The organism is Streptomyces sp. NPDC046915 (assembly GCF_040644935.1).
Taxonomy (GTDB): domain Bacteria; phylum Actinomycetota; class Actinomycetes; order Streptomycetales; family Streptomycetaceae; genus Streptomyces.
The window spans coordinates 379,397-400,680 of sequence record NZ_JBEYXB010000004.1; the positions used below are offsets into that span (position 1 = coordinate 379,397).

Sequence of the window (21,284 nt, forward strand, 5' to 3'; positions counted from 1 at the left end):
GTGTGCGGGCGTTCGCGGCCTCACGCCACCCGTTCGCGCGCGTGCAGCGCCGCCGCGAGCACCGTGCGGGACTGGTGCTCGACCTGGTGCTCCAGGGGCACCCAGCGGGCGCGGAAGCGCTCGGCGAAGGCGTCGCACCAGGAGGTGACGAGCCGTTCCAGCCGGGGCGCCGCCCGGTCGTCCGCCTCCCGCAGGACCCGCAGCAGCATCGCCGCCGCCCGCAGCGGGAGCCGGCGCCCGAAGGCGTCCACGCTGCCGACGTACGCCATCGTGGTGTCGGCGGGCGGCGTGCCGGTCCAGTCCGCGGCCAGGCCCGGCACCACCTCCAGGACCCACCTGGCCGCGCGCAGCAGGGGTACGTCGGTGTCCCCGAGCCGGGGCAGGACCTCGGTGAGCACCCGTTCCACCTCCAGCGCGTCCCGCAGCAGCCGGCCCGCCAGCCGCCGCAGCGCCGCCGCCGGGGCGGGGTGCGGCGCCGGGTCGTCCACCAGGTCGCTGGCCCACATCGGCACCTCCACCACCGCCGTCAGCCCGCCGTAGCGGTGGACGCGGTACCAGGTGCTGTGCCGGGCGTCGTCCGGCATGCTCGGGTAGGCGAGGCCCGAGCCCGGGTCGGGCATCACGTGCACGCCGGGGCCCGACGCGGGCCAGCCGGCCGCGTCCGACGCGCCCGTCTCCACAGGTATGCGCAGCTCCGCCGCGGACTTGACGAACGGCTCGGCGAGCCCGGGGACGTCCCTGGTCAGCTGCACCCAGCTGCCGCCCAGGTCGGTGCCGTGCAGCGTCACCTGGAGGTAGGGCCGCAGTTCGTCGATCACCCCGGTCAGGGCCCGGGTCTCGGGCGGCAGCCGGTCGGGCGGCAGGACCGACGGTGACCACTCCGGCTGCTCGGGCTGCGCGGGCCGGTAGAAGCCGCGGTGGTAGTCGAGCAGGCTGCGTGGCGCCGGGGTGACGTGCAGGCTCGCCCCGTCCGGGTCGGCGCACAGCAGGAAGTGCCAGGAGGTGTCGGCTCGTAACTCCCGGTCGTACACCACCCGTTGGGCGAGCGCCAGCAGCGTGGAGCCTCCGGTGGGCTCGTTGGCATGGGCGCCGGCGACCACCAGGACGGCCCGCCGCCGGTGCCCCACCGACAGCAGGTGCAGCGGTCTGCCCGCCCGGGACAGGCCCACCTTCCGCAGGGCGCACACGCCGGGCTCATCGGTGGCCAACGCCTCGGCGGATGCGACCAGTTCGGCAACACTGGGGTAACGCAGCTCCGGCAGAGGACTCACCCCCGACTTGTCCGCCCGGCTTCGCCCTCCCAGTGCCGCACGGCATAGGTGAACTGTCAAGCAGATGGAGGGGGAGGCAGGGGGAGGCTCCAGGGGGCGCCCGGGGGCACTCGAGCACGCCGTCGACCCCCCCAGGGGGACGGCTTCGCCGGGCGCCTGCCGCTCACTGCTGGTGCAGGCGACGGCCGGCGAGGGTCAGGAAGGCCTCGCCCACCGCCTCCGACAGCGTGGGGTGCGGATGGACGTGCCGGGCCACGTCCGACGGCTGGGCGTCCCAGCCGACGATCAGCTGGCTCTCGGCGATCATCTCGGACACGTGCGGGCCCACCAGGTGCACGCCGAGGACCTGACCGCCGCCGGCCTCGGCGACGACCTTCACCATGCCGCCCTGCCCGTGCACCATGCCCTTGGCGACGGCGGTCAGCGGCATCGTGCCCACCTCGACCTCGTGCCCGCGCGCGCGGGCCTCCGCCTCGCCCAGGCCCACGGACGCGGTCTGCGGCGAGGAGTAGGTGACCCGGGGCACCGCCGCGTAGTCGACGGGCGGCGACGGCAGCCCCGCCAGCGTCTCGGCCACCAGCAGGCCCTCCGCGAACGACGCGTGGGCCAGCCCGAGGGACGGCGGCGGCAGGAGGTCGCCGACCACGTGCACGCCCGGTACGGCCGTCTCCAGCCGCCGCCAGTCCGCCGGGGCGACGAACCCCCGCTCGTCCGTCGCCAGGCCCGCGGCGGCCAGCCCGAGGCCGTCGGTGACCGGGACGCGGCCGACGGCCACCAGGAGCCGCTCCGCCGCCACCGTGCGGGTCTCGCCGCGGGCGGTGCGCACACGCGCGCGTACGCCGTCCGCCGTCAGCTCCGCGTCCAGCAGCCGCGCCCCCGCCTGGACGTTGATCCCGCGCTTCTTCAGACCCCGCGTCAGATGCCGGGCGACATCGGCGTCCTCGAGCGGCACGATCCGGTCGGCCGCCTCCACCAGCGTCACCTCGGCACCCATCGAGCGGTGGAAGGAGGCGTACTCCACGCCGATCGCACCGCCGCCCAGCACCAGCACGGACGCCGGGAGCCCGGGGGCGAACAGCGCGTCGTCGCTCGTCACCACGCGCCGGCCGTCGGGTTCGAGCCCCGGGAGCGTGCGCGGTCGCGAGCCGGTCGCGAGGACGATCCCCCGGCGCGCGGTGAAGTCGCCCGCCCCGGGCGCGGTCTCACCCTCCACCCGCACCGTGCGCACCCCCGTGAGCCGTGCGCTGCCCCGTACCACCCGCACGCCCGCGTGCGCGAGGTGAGCCTGAACGCCCCGGTGGTTGCGGGCCACGATGTCGTCCCGCGTGGCGACGAGCGCGGGCCAGTCGACGGCGTCCAGCGTGGCCTTGACGCCCCAGCGCTCGCGGGCCTCGGCGATGCCGTCCACGAGTTCGGCGGCGTGCAGCATCGCCTTGCTCGGGACGCAGCCGCGGTGCAGACAGGTCCCGCCGACCTTGTCGCGCTCGACGAGGACGACGTCCAGCCCCAGGGCGGCGGCGCGCAGGGCGGTGCTGTACCCGCCGGTGCCGCCGCCGACGACGATCACGTCCGGTGTGTTCATGGACCTCACCCTCGGTCCGCTGCCCGCCATGCGTCCAAGGCAATGTTCTTGTCGAATCCATGCAGGATGCTTATGGCATGAGTCTGCGGCAGATGGAGTACTTCCTTACGGTCGTCGAAGAGGCGTCCTTCACGCGCGCGGCGGAGGTCCTGCACGTGACCCAGCCCGCGCTCTCGCACCAGATCAAGGCCCTGGAGAGGTCGGTCGGCGGCGCCCTCCTGGAGCGCCTGCCGCGCGGGGTGCGCCTCACCCCGATGGGCCGCGCCTACCTGCCGCACGCCGGACTCGCCGTCCGCAGCGCCGTCCAGGCCCGCCGCGCCGCCCGTGCCGCCGCCGGCGCCGAGGGCGGTGAACTGCATGTCGCGGCCCTGCACTCGGTCGCGGTGGGCGTCCTCCCCGACGTCTTCGCCCGCTGGCACACCGCCCACCCCCGCGTCCTGCTCCACCTGCACGAGTACGCCACCTCGGAGGCCCTGCGGGAGGCGGTGGAGCGCGGCACCACGGACCTCGCCGTCGGCCCGGCACCCACCGACTGGGCCGGCACCGTCGTGCCGGTGGGCGAGGAGGAGATCGTCCTCGTGGTGCCCTTCGACGACCGTCTCGCGGGCCGTACGAAGGTGACGCTGCCCGAACTGGCGGACCGCGCCTGGGTGCGCTGCGCCATGGAGCCCGTCGTGCACGGCGAGCGCTTCCTGGACCGGGCGTGCGGGCAGGCCGGGTTCCGGCCGCGCACCGCAGTGTGCACCGAGCACACCTCCACCGCGGTCCGGATGGCCGCCGCCGGGATCGGGGTGTGCGCGGCGCCCTCCCACATCGTGCGCGGCGCCGTCGGCGAGGACTGCGTGCTCCTCACCCCCGACCCGCCCTGGAAGCGCACCCTGACCGCCTACACGCGCGTGCCCCCCACCGGCGCCGCCGAAGCCTTCGTCACCCTCCTGCGCGAGACGTGGCCGGACCCGGGAAGTCCGGCCTCACCCGACGGGCCGCGCGACCGCGTGAGCACCGGCCGCGGCACGGCCGCCGGGCCTTCCTAGCCCACCCGCGCGAGGCGTGGCCGGAGCCGGGGCCCGGACGTGGCGAGCGGCGCCGCTCAGTCCTCCCCGACCCGCTCCAGCAGCGCCACCGGCAGCGGTGCGAACAGGTCCGCCACGCGCACGTGCCCCTCGAACTCCCGCCCCGCATCCAGTACGTCGGCCCACCGGCCCGGCGGCAGCGGCAGCCGGGTGTCGCCCCAGCCGCCCGCCTCGGCCAGCCGCAGCGAGAGCCGGGTGACGGCGGTGACCACCCGGCCGGAGCGCGTGAAGGCCAGGCAGTGGCCCGCGGCCGCGCCCTCCGCGGGCAGCGGCGCGTACGCCGCCCCGGCGCCGAAGACGTCCGGCCGCCGGGCGCGCAGCCGCAGTGCCGCCGCCGTCAGCGTGCCCTTGTCCCCGTCCGCCACGGCGGCCTTCGGCGGGAACCGCACCGGCCGCCGGTTGTCCGGGTCCACCAGCGCCCGGTACTCGTCCTCCGTGCCCTGGTAGAGGTCCGGCACGCCCGGCATCGTCAGATGGACCAGGGCGGTCCCCAGGACGTTGGCCCGGATGTGCCCCTGAAGGGAGTCCCGGAAGACGGCCACGAGGTCACCGGGCGCCCCGCACGGCCCGGCCGCCACGAACGCGGCCACCGCCTCCTCGTACGGCGGCTCCTGCTCCGTCCAGCTGGTGTAGAGCCCGGCCTCCCGGGCGTGCTTCAGCAGGGCCTGCTGGACGCGCCCGGTGTCCGCCGGGCCGAGCCCGAACACCGTCTGCCAGGCCGCCCAGGCCAGCTGCCCGTCCGGCACGGCGGCGCCCCCCTCCGGGGTGAGCTCCGCGAGCAGGCCCGCCCAGCGCCGCGAGCACTCGGTGAGCACGGCCAGCGCCGCGCGCACGTCGGCGCTGCGCTTGGTGTCGTGCGTCGACACCACGGTCCCGGTGGCCGGCCAGTCGCGCTGCACGCGCGCGCAGTACGCGTGGAAGTCCTCCGGGGACACCCCCGGGCTGCCCGGCTCACCGCCCACCTCGGTCGCCGACAGCAGCGGCACGTACCGGTAGAACGCGGTGTCCTCCACGGACTTCGCGCGCAGCGCCGACGCCGTCTGCGCGAACCGCGCGCGGAACTCCGCGAGCACCGGATCCACACCGGCCGGCCCGAGCAGCAGCCCGCGCACTAGGCCGACCACCTCGCCCTCCTCGGGCACGACGAAGGCCCGCCGGGCCTCCTCGGCGGCCTCCTCGGTGACGACGCCGGCCGCGTCCCCGGAGGCGTACGGCCGGTACACCCCCAGCCGCACCAGCAGTTCCTCCAGTGCGGTGCGCAGCGCCCAGGGAGCGCGGTCGCGCAGGGCGGGGTCCGCGGAGCCCGCGCACAGCCGGCTCGCCACCCGGGTCAGCCGGTCCGTCTCGGCGGCCAGCTCGTGCGTGAGCACCTTGTACGCCGCCCGCCGGGCCGTGGCCGCCCAGTTGCCGCCCCGGTCCGTCTGCGGGGCCGCGAACCGCCGGTACAGCTCGGCCAGCTCGTCCGCCCCCGCCCGGTCCGTGAACAGGCCGTCGACGTGCCGGAGGGCGTCGTAGCCGGTGGTGCCCGCCACGGGCCAGGAGGGCGGCAGACGCTCGCCGTCGGAGAGGATCTTCTCGATGACCGTCCAGCGCCCGCCGGTCGCCTCGTGCAGCCGCCGGAGATAGCCGTCGGGGTCGGCGAGGCCGTCCGGGTGGTCGATCCGCAGCCCGTCGACCACGCCCTCGCGCAGCAGCTGGAGGATCTTGCCGTGCGTGGCGTCGAACACCTCCGGGTCCTCCACCCGCACCCCGATCAGCTCCGAGATGCTGAAGAAACGCCGGTAGTTCAGCTCGGTCCGGGCCAGCCGCCACCACACCGGCCGGTACCACTGCGCGTCCAGCAGCCGGGGCAGCGGCAGGTCCCCGGTGCCCTCACGGAGCGGGAAGGCGTGGTCGTGGTAGCGCAGGACGTCGCCGTCGACCACCAGATGGCCCAGCTCCTCACCCACCGGACGCCCGAGCACCGGCAGCAGCACCTGGCCGCCCTGCGCGTCCCAGTCGATGTCGAACCAGCGCGCGTACGGCGACTTCGGTCCCTCCCGCAGCACCTCCCACAGGGCGCGGTTGTGCCGCGGGACCATGGCCATGTGGTTCGGCACGATGTCCACGACGAGGCCGAGGCCGTGCCCGCGCGCGGTCGCCGCCAGCGCGCGCAGACCCTCCTCGCCGCCCAGTTCCTCGCGCACGCGCGCGTGGTCCACGACGTCGTACCCGTGCGCGGAGCCCGGGACGGCCTCCAGGACGGGGGACAGGTGCAGATGCGAGACGCCGAGCGACGCCAGGTACGGAACGGCCGCCGCCGCGGCCGCGAAGGGGAACTCGGGCTGCAGCTGAAGCCGGTAGGTGGCCGTCGGCACCGCCGGGTCGGGTCGATCGGATGTCATGGAGACCTACGTACCCAACCCACCGCCTTTAGTGTCATCGCTCCTGCCCCTGCCCCGCCCCCGACCCGGCCCCTGGCGCGGGCCGGGGTACTCGCGGGTGCCGCGGCACCGCCCTAGGCGGGCCGTTGCAGCACCGTCATGCTGCGGTCCGGCAGGGTGAGCCGGTCGCCGGCCTGGATCTTGGCGTCCGTGCCCGGGGGCGGCCCGTCCGTGCGGGCCGTGTCGACCACCACCTGCCACTGCCGTCCGTGGTTGACCGGCACCTCGAACTCCAGCGGCTCGGGCGAGGCGTTGAACATGAGCAGGAAGGAGTCGTCGGAGATGCGCTCCCCGCGCGCGCCGGGCTCGGAGATCGCGTTGCCGTTGAGGAACACGGTCAGCGCCGAGGCCTGCGCCGAGTCCCAGTCACGTTGGGTCATCTCCCGGCCGTCGGGGGTGAACCAGGCGATGTCGGACAGGTCGTCGTGAGTGCCCTCCACCGGACGCCCGTGGAAGAAGCGCCGCCTGCGGAAGACCGGGTGCTCCTTGCGCAGCCACACCAGCGCGCGCGTGAACTCCCGCAGCTCGTCGGCGCTCGTCCCGGTCTCGGGCCACTCCACCCAGGACAGGTCGTTGTCCTGGCAGTAGGCGTTGTTGTTGCCGCGCTGGGTGCGCGCGAACTCGTCGCCGTGACTGATCATGGGCACGCCCTGGGACAGCATCAGCGTCGCGATGAAGTTCCGCATCTGCCGCCCCCGCAGCGCCAGCACGCCGGGATCCTCGGTCTCGCCCTCCGCCCCGCAGTTCCAGGACCGGTTGTGGCCCTCGCCGTCCCGGTTGTCCTCGCCGTTGGCGCGGTTGTGCTTGTGGTTGTAGGAGACCAGGTCGTGCAGGGTGAACCCGTCGTGGCAGGTCACGAAGTTGATCGAGGCCAGCGGGCGCCGCCCGTCGTCCTGGTAGAGGTCCGAGGAGCCGGTCAGCCGGGAGGCGAACTCCGCGAGCGCCCGCGGTTCGCCCCGCCACAGGTCGCGGACCGTGTCGCGGTACTTGCCGTTCCACTCCGTCCACAGCGGCGGGAAGTTCCCCACCTGGTAACCGCCCTCGCCCACGTCCCACGGCTCGGCGATCAGCTTCACCTGGGAGACCACGGGGTCCTGCTGCACCAGGTCGAAGAACGACGACAGCCGGTCCACCTCGTGGAACTGCCGCGCCAGCGTCGCCGCGAGGTCGAAGCGGAACCCGTCGACGTGCATCTCGGAGACCCAGTACCGCAGCGAGTCCATGATGAGCTGGAGCACGTGCGGGGACCGCATGAGCAGGGAGTTGCCGGTGCCCGTGGTGTCCATGTAGTAGCGGGGGTCGTCCGTCAGGCGGTAGTACGAGGGGTTGTCGATGCCCCGGAAGGACAGCGTCGGGCCCAGGTGGTTGCCCTCGGCGGTGTGGTTGTAGACCACGTCCAGGATGACCTCGATCCCGGCCTCGTGCAGCGCCCGGACCGCCGACTTGAACTCCAGGACCTGCTGACCGCGGTCGCCCCAGGAGGCGTACGCGTTGTGCGGGGCGAAGAAGCCGATGGTGTTGTAGCCCCAGTAGTTGTTGAGGCCCATGTCGACCAGACGGTGGTCGTTGACGAACTGGTGTACGGGCATCAGCTCCAGGGCTGTCACCCCGAGCTCCGTCAGGTGCTCGATGACCGCCGGGTGCGCGAGCGCCGCGTACGTGCCGCGCAGCTCCTCGGGCAGGCCGGGATGGCGCATGGTCAGGCCCTTCACATGGGCCTCGTAGATCACCGTGTGGTGGTACTCGGTGCGCGGCCGCCGGTCGTCGCCCCAGTCGAAGTAGGGGTTGACCACCACCGACGTCATGGCGTGCGGCGCCGAGTCGAGGTCGTTGCGGCTGTCTGGTGAGCCGAAGTGGTAGCCGTACACCTCCTCGCCCCACCGGACCGCGCCGCTGACCGCCTTCGCGTAGGGGTCGAGCAGCAGCTTCGCCGAATTGCAGCGCAGCCCGCGCGCGGGGTCGTACGGTCCGTGCACCCGGAACCCGTACCGCTGTCCGGGCATCACGCCCGGCAGGTACGCGTGCCGCACGAACGCGTCGCTCTCCCGCAGTTCCACCGCCGTCTCCGAGCCGTCGTCGTGCAGCAGACACAGCTCTACTCGGTTCGCGGTCTCGGTGAAGACCGCGAAGTTGGTCCCCGCGCCGTCGTACGTGGCGCCGAGCGGATACGCCTCTCCAGGCCAGACCTGCATGGATACGACTCTCCCAGGTGTGCCGAGCGGCCGTGGCTGCCTTGCCCTCCCAGTCTCCCGGAAAGTGATGGAACCACCTATGACTTACGTCCCTCTTACCGGGCGACCAGTGCATACAAGCGACGTGAGTGAGCCCGTATGCCGAAACAGTGGGGCAGAGACGTACTCCCGTGGACCAGGGGGAGTAGGGGGAAGATGTGCGCGAGATAGTGCGCCGCCATCTGGGCAAGGTGGTGGCCGGCACGGCCATCGCGGTGGCGGGGACCGCCGTGATGGTCGGAATCACCCTGCCGGGCACGGCGGGGGCGGACGAGTCGGGAGGGACGAACGGCAGCGGCGGCCAGAGCGCCCAGCAGTCGGGCCAGGGCCAGGCGAACGGCGCCGCCCAGCCGGGTGTCGTCCAGAAGGCCCCGACCGAGGGCAAGAAGGGCACCGGCGGTGACCCGCTGACCGACGACGAGATCCAGCAGGCCGGGAAGATCGCCGCGAGCGGGCAGCTGCTCAGCGCGGGCAAGAACGTCGACGGGGGCCGTGGGCCGCAGCGCCTCCGGGTGGACCTCGCCGACCCGGAGAACGACGAGCTGGACGACCCGAGCGCACCGCGCCGGGCCGATGTGACGTTCTACGACTACAAGAACGACGCCCTGGTGACCAAAACGGTCAACCTGGACACCGGCAAGGTGGAGCAGACCGGCAGCCAGCACGGCGTCCAGCCGCCGCTGAGCCGGGCCGAGAACGTGGAGGCGGCCAGGCTCCTGATCGCCGACCCGCTGGGCGCGGGCCTGAAGGCGGACTACAAGGACGCCACCGGGCACGAACTCACCTCCCCGGACCAGTTGCTGTTCAACAGTGCGGTCTACCGGGCCACTCCGGGCGCCCAGCCCGCCGTGCTCGACAAGTGCGGCGAACACCGCTGTGTGCGGCTGTTCCCGAAGGTCAAGAACGGCCCGTGGATCGACGCCAGGTCGCTGATCATCGACCTGAGCGCCCGCAAGGTCGCCAAGCTCGGCGGCCGCTGAGCCGCCCTCCGGACCGTAGTCCGTTCACTTTTCCAACTTGCTCCTCCTGCAAGGGAGTCACCTCTTCATGCACGTGCAGCGTCCAATCAGCGGCCTCCGACCGCGGAGAATCAGTCGTGCCCGTAAGCGGGCGGCCGTCGGCCTGACCGTGGCCGCGCTGGCCGCCGGTGCCACGGCCGGCGCGGGACCGGCCGTCGCCCAGCCGAAGACCGCCCCGGCGGCCGCCGACTGCAGCGCCGCCTACAAGATCGAGCAGAAGCTCTCCAGCGGCACCACCTGGCGCATGTGCTGGCGCTACGACAGCATGGCCGGCCTCGTCCTGGAGAACGTCTCCTACCAGCCCAAGGGCGAGGCCCAGCCGATCAAGGTCCTCAACAGCGCCCGGCTCGCCCAGATCGACGTCCCCTACGACGACGGCAGCGTCGAGTACGACGACCTGACCGGCGCCGGCTTCGCCCAGGGCCTGATGGACCTGGCGCCGGGCGAGTGCCCCGGCGGCACCATCAAGAGCGTCAAGGTCCCCGACGCCTGGGACCCGCAGCACCAGAACGTCAACGGCCTGTGCACCACCACCCGTTCCCGCGGCCACGCCTACCGCATGCAGGGCGACACCGCGAACAAGGTCTTCCAGGCCCAGGGCAAGGACCTGCTCGTCTACACGGTCAACAAGGTCGGCTGGTACGAGTACATGACCGAGTGGCGCTTCCAGGACGACGGCACGGTCAACATGAACGTCGGCGCCACCGGCAGCCTCTCCTACGAGGACTACGACGCCGGCGACGGCCGCGGCTGGCCCCTCGGCAAGGGTGCCAAGGCCTACGCCACCAGCCACAGCCACAACGTCTTCTGGCGGCTGGACTTCGGTCTCGACGGCTCCTCCAAGGGGAAGGTCGAGCAGTACGACTCGACGGTCTCGGCGCCGGCCCACGGCCAGGAGGCCCCGAGCGCGAAGACCACCCGCACCAAGGTCACCAAGGAACTCGCGGGCGACGCCAAGTCCTACCGCTGGTGGCGGATGGTCAGCGCGACCGGCAAGAACAAGGACGGGCACGCGCGTTCGTACGAGATCGTCCCCGGCCCGACCACCAAGTACCCGGGCCGCAGCTTCACCAAGCACGACGTGTACTTCACCGAGTACAACAAGTGCGAGCAGTTCGCCAGCAACAACCCGGGCAACTGCCCGGCGGGCGCGGGCAAGTCGGTCGACAAGTGGGTCAACGGCCAGACGCTGACGCACCCCATCGTCTGGATGAACGTGGGCTTCCACCACATCGCCCGGGACGAGGACCAGCAGCCCATGCCGATCCACTGGCAGGGATTCGCCATAGCCCCGCGTGACGTCACGGCTATGAATCCGCTCACTCCGGACGAGCTCGCGTGGCAGAACGGCCACTGGCGGCCGCGCAGTTGAGAAACGACCTGTCCATCCGGCTGCACCGCCGACCGCTTGCGGAGTACTCTTCCTTGATCGTTGGCACGGGGAGAGCTCGGGGGAGCGGAAGGCGGTGCACGGGTGGGCTCGGGAGGGCTGGAGCTGCCCCCTGGTGACGAGGGTCACGAGGGGAGCTCCACGGACGTCCCGCCCGGCGCGGTGTCCCTGGCGCGGCCGATGGACGCGGCGGGTTCCATCGGGCCGGAACTGGACTGGGACGCCGACGCCTGGCTCGAGGTGCGCACTCGCGCCCAGCGGGCCGGGCGGGCCTACATCTGGCTGAACCTCGTCGAACAGCGGCTGCGCGCGGTCGTGGCCGCCGTGCTGCGGCCCATCTACGAACCCGTCCACGGCGACGACTGGGTGGTCGCCGCGGCCGGCCCGGCCGGACAGGAGTGGGTGCAGCGCGCGGTCGCCGTGCGCGAGGTCAGCCGCCGCAAGGGCTATCTGCTCGACCCGGCCGACGACAACGTCCTCAGCTTCCTCACGCTGCCCCAGCTGCGCGAGCTGATGGTGCAGCACTGGCCCTGCTTCGAGCCGTACTTCGACGAGCGGCGGGACGTCGAACTCGCCCTGGACGAGCTCGAGGTCACCCGCAACGTCGTCTCCCGCAACCGGGCCCTGTCCGAGGCCGTCCTGAACCAGGCCGAGCGGGCCTCCGCCCGGCTGCTGGAGATGCTCGGCGCGGGCGGCGACGTGCCGTCGGCCCGGCGGCTGCCCGTCGACGCGGTCGAGAGCCTGGTCGGCGACCGGTACGCGGACGTGGTCGCCGTCCACCCCGACCGGGTGCGGCTGATGCGCCAGTTCCCGGCCGAGGACCTCTTCGGCGGAGCCCGCCGGCTCGACGCCACCGGCATCGGCCTCAACCTGCTCGTGCAGAACTTCTCCGGACGGCGGCTGGTGCGGCTGGCCGAGTCCGGCTGCCGGGTCCGGCTGCTCTTCCTCAACCCCGCCTCCAGCGCGGTGAAGCGGCGCGAGCGGGAACTGGGGATGAAACGGGGCGAACTGAGCCGCTCCGTCGAGATGAACATCCTGCACATGCGCCGGGTGCGGTCCCGGCTGCGGGACCCGGATGCCTTCGCCATCCAGGTCTACGACGAGACGCCGCGCTTCACGGCCTACCTCGTCGACGGGGACGGCGCCGACGGCATCGCCGTGGTGCAGTCCTATCTGCGCGGGGCGCGGGGGATGGAGTCGCCGGTGCTGGTGCTGCGCAACGGCAGCCGGGTGGTCAAGTCGGATGAAGTCGGTGAAGGCGGACTCTTCGCTACATACCGTGAGGAATTCGAGCTGGCTTGGGCGGATTCGCGGCCGGTGTCCTGAACTGTCCCGGGCCGCAGGCGGAACGCGGACCTCGGATTGTCAGTGGCGCGTGCGAGGGTGGAGCCACTGAGAGATCACCGGGGGAACGCACCACCAAGAAGGGGGGACCGCCCATGGGCTGGCACCGGGAGCTGCTGATCGGCTTCGACCTGGAGACGACCGGGACGGATCCGCGCGAGGCGCGCATCGTCACGGGGGCCGTGATCGAGGTCAGGGCCGGGCAGCCGATAGGGCGCCGGGAGTGGCTGGCCGACCCGGGCGTGGAGATCCCGGCCGACGCGGTGGCGGTGCACGGCATCAGCAACGAACGCGCGGCGGCCGAGGGAGCGCCGGCCGACCGGGTCGCGGACGCCATCGCGGACGTCCTCACCGGGTACTGGAAGACGGGCGTGCCGGTCGTCGCCTACAACGCGGCCTTCGACCTCACCCTGCTCTCCGCCGAACTGCGGCGCCACGGCCTGCCCTCGCTGTCCGACCGCCTCGGCGGCCTCGACCCCGCGCCGGTCGTCGACCCGTACACCATCGACCGTCAGGTCGACCGCTACCGCCGCGGCAAACGCAACCTCGAAGCGGTCTGCGCCGAGTACGGCGTCGTCCTCGACTCCGCCCACGACGCCACCGCCGACGCCCTCGCCGCGGCCCGCCTGGCCTCCGCGATAGCCGACCGCCACCCGAAGATCGCGGCCCTCGGCCCGGCCCTGCTGCACCAGCGCCAGATCGAGTGGTACGCGGCCTGGGCGGCGGACTTCCAGAACTTCCTGCGCCGCAAGGGCGACGCGGAGGCGGTGGTCGACGGGACCTGGCCGCTGAGGGAGTTGGCGGACGACCGGGTCTGACCAGGTCCCCGCACAGGGCCCCGGATCAGAACGGATACCACCGCACCGTCTCGTCCCCGTCCCGCAGTGACGCCACCCGGCGGCGGAACTCCGTCAGCGCCTTGGGGTTGGCCGGGGCGTGCTGGGCCACCCATGCGCAGCTGGCCGTCTCGCGGGCGCCGCGCAGTACCGGGCAGCCCTCCCACTCCCGCACGTCCCAGCCGTAGGTGTCGGTGAAGGAGTCGTAGGCCTCGGCGGGCAGGCCGTAGCGGTCGCGGGAGAGAGCCATGACCACCAGGTCGTGCTCGCGCAGGTCGGCCGAGACGGTCTCCAGGTCCACCAGGACCGGGCCGTCGGGGCCGATGTGGACATTGCGGGGCAGCGCGTCGCCGTGGATGGGCCCCGGCGGCAGACGGGGCGTCAGCGCGGCCGCGGCCGCCGCGAAACCGTCCCGCCGCTGACGCAGATACGCCGCGTCCGCCGGGTCGATCGCGTCGCCCGCGAGCCGCAGCCAGCGTTCCACCCCGCCCAGCAGCTCGCGGGGCGGAAGGGTGAAGGAGGGGGAGGGCAGTGTGTGCACGATCCGCAGCAGTTCGGCCAGATCCCGCGGCTCGGCCGGCCGTACGGGCTCGGGCAGGCGGTGCCACACGGTCACCGGGTGCCCCTCGACCGACAACGCCTTCGGCTCGGCCGCCCGTACCGCCGGCACCTCCGCCTCGGCCAGCCACGCCGCGACGGCCAGCTCCCGCCGGGCCCGGTCCAGCAGTTCGGCGTCGCGCCCCACCTTGACGACCAGGTCACCGGCGGCGAACACCGCGTTCTCGCCCAGGGCGAGCAGCCGCGCGTCCTCGGCCGTCCCCGGCAGCACCCCTGCCGCGGCCAGTACGTCCCGCGCCCGTGCCTCGTCCATCGTCCGCCTCCGTGTCCTGTCCGGTCCTGGCCAGTCTCGCATTCCCACAGGTCGGGCCGTGTGCGCGGTCCCTTGACGGAACACCGCGCCTTCACGAACATGAACACGCCAACCGAGTCGGGCGAAGGGGCTGATTCCGTGGCATGGGTGGTGCAGGCCGGGCGGTCGCGGCGTCGCGCCCCCGATCACGGCGCCTGGTTCCTCGTCCTGCCCGCGCTGATCCCCATCCTCGTCCTGAGCGTCGGGCCCCTGCTGTACGGCATCCTGCTGGCCTTCACGGACGCGCAGTCGGGCCGGACCGCGCCCACGCGGTGGACCGGCGCCCTCAACTTCCGGGACCTGCTGCACGACACGCTATTCTGGGAGTCGTTCCGGATCGGGCTGGTATGGGCCGTCGGCGTGACCGTGCCGCAGTTCCTGCTGGCGCTCGGCCTGGCCCTCCTGCTGAACCAGGAGTTACGCCTGCGCCCGCTGGCCCGCGCCCTCGCCATCGTCCCGTGGGCCATGCCCGAGGTCGTGGTCGGCATCATGTGGCGGCTGGTCTACGACCCGGACGCGGGCATCCTCAACGAGACCCTCCGCGACCTCGGTCTCGGCGACGGCCGGGACTGGCTCGGCGGCCTGGCCAGTGCCCTGCCCGCCGTGATCGTCGTCGGTGTGTGGGCCGGGATGCCGCAGACGACGGTCGCCCTGCTCGCCGGGCTCCAGAACACCCCACGCGAACTGCACGAGGCGGCGGCGGTGGACGGCGCGGGCGCCTGGCGCCGGTTCCGCGCGGTCACCTGGCCCGCCCTCAGACCGGTCGCGCTCGCCATCACCGCGCTCAACCTCATCTGGAACTTCAACTCCTTCGCCCTGGTCTACGTGCTGACGAACGGCGGCCCCGGCGGCAAGACCCGGCTGCCGATGCTGTTCGCCTACGAAGAAGCCTTCCGCTACGGGCAGTTCGGCTACGCGGCGGCCATGGGATGCGTGATGGTCGCGGTGATCTCGGTGCTCCTCGCCGTCTTCCTGGTGGGCCGGCTGCGGGGAGGCGAGGACGCGTGAGAAGCCGTACCGGCGCCCGCGTGGGCCAGTACGCCGCCCTGCTGGCGTATCTGGTCTTCCTCGCCTTCCCCCTCCTGTGGCTGCTGTCCACCGCCTTGAAGTCCCCGCGCGAGCTGGGCAGTGCGCACCCGGCCTGGATCCCGAGGGATCCGACCCTGGCCAACTTCCGGCAGGCCTTCGACGAGCAGCCACTGCTGCGCGCCGGCCTCAACTCGCTGCTCGCGGCGCTCGCGGCGGCGGTGATCGCCGTACTGCTCGCGACCCCCATGGCGTACGTCATGGCCCGCCGCCGCACCCCGCTGTCCCGGGCCGCGGCCGGGTGGGTGGTGGTCAGCCAGGCGTTCCCGTTCGTCCTGGTGATCATCCCGCTGTTCCTGGTGCTGAAGAACCTGCGGCTGATCGACTCCCTGCCCGGACTGGTGCTGGTGTACGTCGTGTGGGCGCTGCCGTTCGCGCTGTGGATGCTCGTCGGATACGTACGCGCGGTCCCGGCCGAACTGGAGGAGGCCGCGGCCGTCGACGGGGCGGGACGGCTCAGAACGCTGGTGTCGGTGACGGCGCCGCTGCTCGCGCCGGGCATCGTGGCGACGGGCCTGTTCGCGTTCGTCACCGCGTGGAACGAGTTCTTCTTCGCGCTGGTGCTGCTGAAGACACCGGAGAAGCAGACGCTGCCCGTCGTCCTCACGCACTTCATCGGCGCGGAGGGAGTCGCGGACCTCGGCCCGCTCGCGGCGGCCGCGTTCCTCGCCACCCTGCCCTCGCTGCTCGTCTTCGCGCTCGTCCAGCGGCGGATCACGGGCGGCCTGCTCGCCGGGGCGGTGAAGAGCTGATGCGCACCCGCTGCGCCACCGCCCTCGTCGCCCTCCTCCTGCTGCTGGCGGGCTGCTCCTCGGGCGGCACGGACACCGGCGGCCGGATCACCCTGCGCTTTCAGTCCCTGGCCTGGCAGGAGGAGTCCGTCGCCGCCAACAAGGAACTGGTGAAGGAGTGGAACGCGGCCCACCCGGACGTCCATGTCGAGTACGTCCAGGGCAGCTGGGACAGCGTCCACGACCAGCTGCTCACCGCCTTCGAGGGCGGCGAGGCCCCCGACGTCGTCCACGACGCCTCCGACGACCTCGCGGACTTCGCCTACGGCGGCTACCTCACCGACCTGACCGGCCTGCTGTCCCCCCGCCTCACGTCCGACATCCCGCGGCGCAGCTGGGAGACGACGACCTTCGGCGACGGGATCTACGGCGTGCCGTTCCTTCAGGAGCCCAGGGTGCTGATCGCCGACGCGGCCTGGCTGAAGCGGTCCGGAGTGCGGATACCCACGCCGGAACGGCCCTGGAGCTGGAACGAGTTCCGGCAGGTCACGCGCCGGCTCAGCGGCGACGGGAAGTACGGCGTCGCCTGGCCGCTGAAGGAACCGGTCTCCGCCACCCTCAACCTGTCGCTGTCGACGGGCGGCCGGCTCTTCCACCGGGACGCGCACGGCAAGGTGACCGTGCGCTTCGAAGCCGCCGACCAGGTGGTGCCGCGCACCGTCCACGACCAGACCGGCACCGACCACAGCGCGCCCGCCTCGACCCTGGGCAGCGGCGGCTCGGACACGCTGCCCGGCTTCTTCGGCGGCAAGTACGCCATGGTCCCGCTCGGCTTCTCCTACCGGCAGCAGATAGCCCAGCAGGCACCCAAGGGCTTCGACTGGCAGGTGCTGCCCGCCCCGGCGGGCGCCGACGGGCTCACCCAGGGCGTCAGCCCGCAGACGCTGTCCATCGCCGCCGACAGCCCGCACAAGAAGGAGGCCGCCGCGTTCGTCGACTTCCTGCTGCGGCCGAGGAACATGGTCCGGCTGGCCCTGGGGGACTGGATGCTGCCCACCGGCACCCGGGCCCTCGCCGACCCCGCGCTGCACACCGCGAAGGACGGCTGGGCCACCGGTACCGCACTGGCCGCCCACCTCAGCCCGGCACCCGCCCAGTCCGTGCGCGGCTATCCCGAGTGGAAGGACAAGGTGGCGACCCCGGCCTTCCAGGAGTACTACAGCGGCGCGATCGGCCTCGCCGAACTCCGCCACCGCCTGGAGAAGGACGGGAACCTGGTGCTGGCCCGCTACCAGCGGTGAACGGCCACCGTCAGAGGTAGGCGGTGGTGTCGAGCCTCGCCTTGTAGACGACCGCCCCGGCACGGGCCCGCGCGACCCCGCTCACATTGAAGTGGACGTACTTCGTCCCGAAGTCGTTCCCGCCCTCCACCGCCCCGGTCCACATCTGCTCGCCGGAGGAGTGGTGCACGTACGACTTGACGAGCTTGCGGGTGCGCAGCGTGGTCGGCGTCATCGTCGACTTGTCGACCGAGTAGACGCCGTTGGTGTCGGTGACGAGGAGCCGGCCCACGTGCTGGTGATCCGGCTGGAGGTCGTGCGGGTGGTGGAACGAGGTGATGCGACGGGCGGTGTCCTCCACCAGCTTCGCCGAGTTCGCCGTCGTCACGATCCGGTACGCGGTCAGCACCGAGCCGCCCGCCGCCCACATCCGCTCCAGCAGCGGGTCCCACAGCAGGCCGTGCGCCTGGAAGAACGGGATCGGCGCGCCCGCGCTCACCAGCGAGGAGCTGTGGCTGTCGGTGGGCCGGAACACATGCAGACTGCCGCCCTTGGCGGTGCCGCCGCCCGCGCCCTTGCTGCGCCCGGCGACCACGACCACACCGGTGCCCTGGGCCCGTTCGACGCAGTGCGGGTAGTTCGGGACGTCCGCCGACCACAGCAGCTTCTTGTCGCGACGCCGGTAGATGCTCGCCCGGCCGCTGCTCGCCGTGCCCGTCGCCGCGAGCAGGATCTGGCCGTCGCCCGTGGTGTCCCGGAAACGGTGCTCCATCGGATGACCCGAACCCGCAGGATTCAGTGACCACTTGATGTTGGCGTCGGTGAACGGCTTGTTGCGGTCGAAGAGGTAGATCTTCCCCGAGTTGACGTCCCCGATGAGCACGTTGAACGCCGCCGGTGCCGCGTACGCCTCCGCCGGGGCGAGCAGCCCGGCCGCCGGGGCGGCGAGCGCGGCCTTCAGCAGGTTCCGTCTGTCCATGAGTGTCCTCCCCCGTGGTGGACGTGCGTCGTCTGTACTCCTGGAGCACGGCGAGGGCCCGTTGGTTCCCCCGGGAGACCAACGGGCCCTCTGTCAACGGGCGGAATCAGACGCTCAGCCGGTCACCCTCGGGACGGGCCGGTGCCGCGACCGCCTCCGGCGACTCGTCGTGGGTGAGGTCCGGCAGCCGGTTCATCCACTTGGGCAGGTACCAGTTGCGCTCGCCCAGCAGCGCCATCACGGCCGGCAGCAGCACACCGCGGATGATCGTCGCGTCGATCAGCACGGCGGTGGCGAGGCCCACGCCCATCTGCTTCATGTCCTGCATGGACAGCGTGCCGAAGATCGCGAACACGGCGACCATGATGACGGCGGCGCTGGTGACGACACCGGCCGTGGTGACCACGCCGTGCTGGATCGCGTCCTTGGTGCTGCGGCCGCGCATCCGGGCCTCACGGATCCGGGAGACCACGAACACGTGGTAGTCCATGGACAGACCGAACAGGATCACGAAGAGGAACAGCGGCAGCCAGGTGACGACCGCGCCGACGCCCTCCGCGCCCACCAGCGAGGCGCCCCAGCCGTGCTGGAAGACGGCGACGAGGATGCCGTACGCCGCGCCCACCGACAGCAGGTTCAGCAGGATCGAGGTGATCGCCACGGTCAGCGAGCGGAACGACAGCAGCATCAGCAGGAAGGCGAAGACGATCACGAAGGCGAAGACCGGGACGACCGAGCCCATCAGCTGGTCGTTGAAGTCGTGGTTGCCCGCGACGTTCCCGGTGATCGGCGCCTGGACGCCGTCGACCTTGCCGAGCGTGGCGGGCCGTACCTCGTCCCGCAGTTTCTCCAGGCTCTTGGCCGCCTTGTCCATGTCCGAGCCGCCGACCAGCGGTACGGACACCAGGGCGACGTTCTGCGCGTCGTGCAGCTTGATGTCGACCGGGCCGAGGGAGGCGCCCGAAGCGACCGCCTTCGCCTTGAAGTCGGCCAGCGCCTGCCGCACCTCGGGCGCGTTGATGTCCTTGGCCTTCACGACCACCTGGGCCGGCTCGGAACCGCCCGGGAAGGCGTCGTTGAGCCGGTTGTAGGTCTGCACGATCGGCAGCGAGTCACCGAACTCCTGGTCCAGGGTGAGCTGCGAGGTCTTCATGCCGAGCGCGGGCGCGGCCACGGCCAGCAGCGCGCCCACCGCCACGACCGCGGAGACCAGCGGCCGGGCGAGCACACCGCGCACCACGGCCGTCCAGAACCGGCTCTCCGAGCTGCCGCCGGTCCGGCGCCGCCGCAGGAACGGGAGCCGTCCCTTCTCCACCCGCTCGCCCAGCAGCGACAGCAGCGCGGGCAGCACGGTCACGGAGCCGACCATGGCGACCGCCACGACCATCAGCGAGGCCAGGCCCATCGCCTCGAACGCGGCGAGCCCGGTGAACAGCATGCCCGCCATCGCCACGCACACCGTGACACCGGAGACGATGATCGCCCGGCCGCTGGTGGCGGCGGCGATCCTCAGCGCCGTGCCCGCGTCCCGCCCGGCTTCCCGCTCCTCACGCTCCCGGCGCAGGTAGAACAGGCAGTAGTCGACGCCGACCGCCATGCCGACCAGCAGCATCACGGAGTTGGCGGTGTCGCTCATCGGCTGGAGATGGCTGACGATGCCCATCAGGCCCATCGTCGCCATGATCGCGGTGATCGCCAGCGCCACCGGCAGCAGCGCCGCCACCAGCGCCCCGAACGCGATGAGCAGGATGCCGAGGGCGACCGGCACGGCGGAGTACTCGGCCTTCTGGAAGTCGTCCCCGAAGGCGTCCTTGTACTGCTTGTTCATGCTGGCGCCGCCGATCTCCTCGATCCGCAGCGACCCGTGCGCCTTCTGCACCCCGTCGACGGCCTTCAGCACCGGCTCGACCCGTTCGCCGGCGGTCTTCGCGTCGCCGCGCATGTCGAACTGGACCAGCGCGCTGCGCCCGTCCTTCGAGATCGTCCGTGTGTCGTACGGCGAGGTGACGCCGGTGACCTTGCCGGTGGCGCCGACGGCCTTCATCACGTCCGCGACGGTGGCCCTGAACTCGCGGTCCGTGGCCTTGTGGGCGCCGTCCTTCGACTGGATGAGGACGGTCTCCCCGGCCGGCTCCTTGATCCCCGCGTCGTCGATGATCCGCGCGGCGGTGTGCGTCTCACCCCTGAGCTGGTCGCTCTCGTCGACATCGACCCGGCCCGCCGCCGAGCCGAGTCCCATCGCCAGGACGACGAACAGCACCCATATACCGACGGCCGCCCAGCGATGCCGGGCGCTCCAGCCGCCGGCCCGGGCGGCCAGGCCCCGCACCCGCGTATCTCCGTTACCCATGACGGGCCATCCCCCTTGTTCTGCTCCGTACGTGGACTCGATACGAAGGTATGGGCCGGATAAGGCCTTCTCGTCGTGCTGCCCGGTGAAGTAAGGCGACGTCCTCTCATCGCCGGGGAGGACAACGGGCCCTTACATCTATCTGCGCGTCTCGGGGGCGATGATCAGGGTGTGCCCCAGGGCGCACGCCCGCTCTAGGGTGTCGGCATGACGACATACGCGGCGCTGCTGCGGGGCATCAACGTGGGCGGCAACAAGAAGCTGCCGATGGCCGACCTGCGCGAGCTGATGACGGGTCTCGGTCACGACGGCGTACGCACCTACCTCCAGAGCGGCCAGGCCGTCTTCACCTCCGGTCACGGCGACGAGGAGTCCCTGGCCGCCGAGCTGACGCGGGCGGTCGAGCGCCGGTTCGGCTTCTCCGTGGACGTGATCGTGCGCGCCCACGCCTATCTGAAGGCGGTGGCGGAGGCCTGCCCGTTCCCCGCCGCCGAACTCGAGGCCAAGCAGCTGCACGTCACCTACTTCTCCGCGCCCGTCACCGCCGAGCGCTTCGCGGAGATCGACCGGGCCGCCCACCTCCCCGAGGAGTTCCGCCTCGGCGACCGGGTGCTGTACCTGTACGCCCCGGAGGGCCTCGGCCGCTCCAAGCTCGCCGAGACCCTGTCCCGGCCGCGGGCCACCAAGGGCGTGATCGCCACGAGCCGGAACTGGAACACCGTGGTCAAGCTGGTGGAGATGACGGCTCCGCAGGCGTGAACCTTCGCATAGGGTCTCCT

General features: G+C 72.3%; 16 protein-coding genes. 9 read left to right on the forward strand and 7 right to left on the reverse strand.

Going from position 1 to position 21,284, the window contains the following annotated elements; all coding sequences use genetic code 11:
• Positions 1–20 precede the first annotated feature (20 nt).
• On the reverse strand, positions 21–1,271 hold the full coding sequence (locus ABZ915_RS12980) for a M14 family zinc carboxypeptidase (protein ID WP_361800408.1): 1,251 nt from the start codon (positions 1,269–1,271) through the stop codon (positions 21–23).
• 163 nt (positions 1,272–1,434) lie between these two features.
• Positions 1,435–2,853 carry a dihydrolipoyl dehydrogenase gene (gene lpdA, locus ABZ915_RS12985; protein ID WP_361800411.1) on the reverse strand — a complete coding sequence of 473 codons (1,419 nt, stop codon included), beginning with the start codon at positions 2,851–2,853 and terminating at the stop codon, positions 1,435–1,437.
• A gap of 77 nt (positions 2,854–2,930) precedes the next feature.
• On the opposite strand from lpdA, the gene ABZ915_RS12990 reads away from it, so the two are divergent.
• Positions 2,931–3,887, forward strand: coding sequence for a LysR family transcriptional regulator (locus ABZ915_RS12990; RefSeq protein ID WP_361800414.1), 957 nt, complete (start codon positions 2,931–2,933; stop codon positions 3,885–3,887).
• A gap of 56 nt (positions 3,888–3,943) precedes the next feature.
• Here ABZ915_RS12990 and treY read toward each other — a convergent pair whose 3' ends face one another.
• Positions 3,944–6,310: a malto-oligosyltrehalose synthase gene (treY, locus tag ABZ915_RS12995; RefSeq protein ID WP_361800417.1), complete on the reverse strand. Its 2,367-nt coding sequence runs from the start codon at positions 6,308–6,310 to the stop codon at positions 3,944–3,946.
• Positions 6,311–6,423: 113 nt separating this feature from the next.
• Complete coding sequence (glgX, locus tag ABZ915_RS13000; RefSeq protein WP_361800420.1) at positions 6,424–8,541, reverse strand: glycogen debranching protein GlgX; 2,118 nt, start codon at positions 8,539–8,541, stop codon at positions 6,424–6,426.
• 197 nt (positions 8,542–8,738) lie between these two features.
• On the opposite strand from glgX, the gene ABZ915_RS13005 reads away from it, so the two are divergent.
• The 4 genes from ABZ915_RS13005 (at position 8,739) to ABZ915_RS13020 (ending at position 13,151) form a co-directional block, all read left to right on the forward strand.
• Entirely contained in the window at positions 8,739–9,560 is an 822-nt protein-coding gene (locus ABZ915_RS13005; RefSeq protein ID WP_361800423.1) for a Tat pathway signal sequence domain protein, read from the forward strand.
• Positions 9,561–9,627: 67 nt separating this feature from the next.
• Positions 9,628–10,971, forward strand: a complete 1,344-nt coding sequence (locus ABZ915_RS13010) for a copper amine oxidase (RefSeq protein WP_361800426.1) — start codon at positions 9,628–9,630, stop codon at positions 10,969–10,971.
• Positions 10,972–11,073: 102 nt separating this feature from the next.
• On the forward strand, positions 11,074–12,315 hold the full coding sequence (locus ABZ915_RS13015; protein ID WP_361800429.1) for an SAV2148 family HEPN domain-containing protein: 1,242 nt from the start codon (positions 11,074–11,076) through the stop codon (positions 12,313–12,315).
• 113 nt (positions 12,316–12,428) lie between these two features.
• Positions 12,429–13,151: a 3'-5' exonuclease gene (locus tag ABZ915_RS13020; RefSeq protein ID WP_361800432.1), complete on the forward strand. Its 723-nt coding sequence runs from the start codon at positions 12,429–12,431 to the stop codon at positions 13,149–13,151.
• 25 nt (positions 13,152–13,176) lie between these two features.
• On the opposite strand, the gene ABZ915_RS13025 is transcribed toward ABZ915_RS13020, so the two are convergent.
• Positions 13,177–14,040 (reverse strand): aminoglycoside phosphotransferase family protein, encoded by an 864-nt coding sequence (locus tag ABZ915_RS13025; protein ID WP_361800435.1) that lies wholly within the window; start codon positions 14,038–14,040, stop codon positions 13,177–13,179.
• A gap of 99 nt (positions 14,041–14,139) precedes the next feature.
• Here ABZ915_RS13025 and ABZ915_RS13030 point away from each other — a divergent pair, with 99 nt between their 5' ends.
• The 3 genes from ABZ915_RS13030 to ABZ915_RS13040 are packed head-to-tail and all read left to right on the forward strand — an operon-like array spanning position 14,140 to position 17,197.
• Entirely contained in the window at positions 14,140–15,087 is a 948-nt protein-coding gene (locus tag ABZ915_RS13030; protein WP_361800438.1) for a sugar ABC transporter permease, read from the forward strand.
• Positions 15,084–15,917, forward strand: a complete 834-nt coding sequence (locus ABZ915_RS13035) for a carbohydrate ABC transporter permease (protein ID WP_361800441.1) — start codon at positions 15,084–15,086, stop codon at positions 15,915–15,917. Before ABZ915_RS13030 ends, ABZ915_RS13035 begins: the two co-directional genes overlap by 4 nt.
• Positions 15,917–17,197, forward strand: a complete 1,281-nt coding sequence (locus tag ABZ915_RS13040) for a sugar ABC transporter substrate-binding protein (RefSeq protein ID WP_361800444.1) — start codon at positions 15,917–15,919, stop codon at positions 17,195–17,197. Before ABZ915_RS13035 ends, ABZ915_RS13040 begins: the two co-directional genes overlap by 1 nt.
• Positions 17,198–17,207: 10 nt before the next feature.
• Here ABZ915_RS13040 and ABZ915_RS13045 read toward each other — a convergent pair whose 3' ends face one another.
• Positions 17,208–18,155 (reverse strand): DUF6528 family protein, encoded by a 948-nt coding sequence (locus ABZ915_RS13045; RefSeq protein ID WP_361800447.1) that lies wholly within the window; start codon positions 18,153–18,155, stop codon positions 17,208–17,210.
• Between the two features lie 106 nt (positions 18,156–18,261).
• On the reverse strand, positions 18,262–20,505 hold the full coding sequence (locus tag ABZ915_RS13050) for an MMPL family transporter (protein WP_361800450.1): 2,244 nt from the start codon (positions 20,503–20,505) through the stop codon (positions 18,262–18,264).
• 207 nt (positions 20,506–20,712) lie between these two features.
• Here ABZ915_RS13050 and ABZ915_RS13055 point away from each other — a divergent pair, with 207 nt between their 5' ends.
• The gene (locus ABZ915_RS13055; protein ID WP_361800453.1) at positions 20,713–21,264 is read left to right on the forward strand and encodes a DUF1697 domain-containing protein; all 552 of its coding nucleotides are present in this window, start codon (positions 20,713–20,715) and stop codon (positions 21,262–21,264) included.
• The last annotated feature ends 20 nt before the right edge of the window (positions 21,265–21,284 follow it).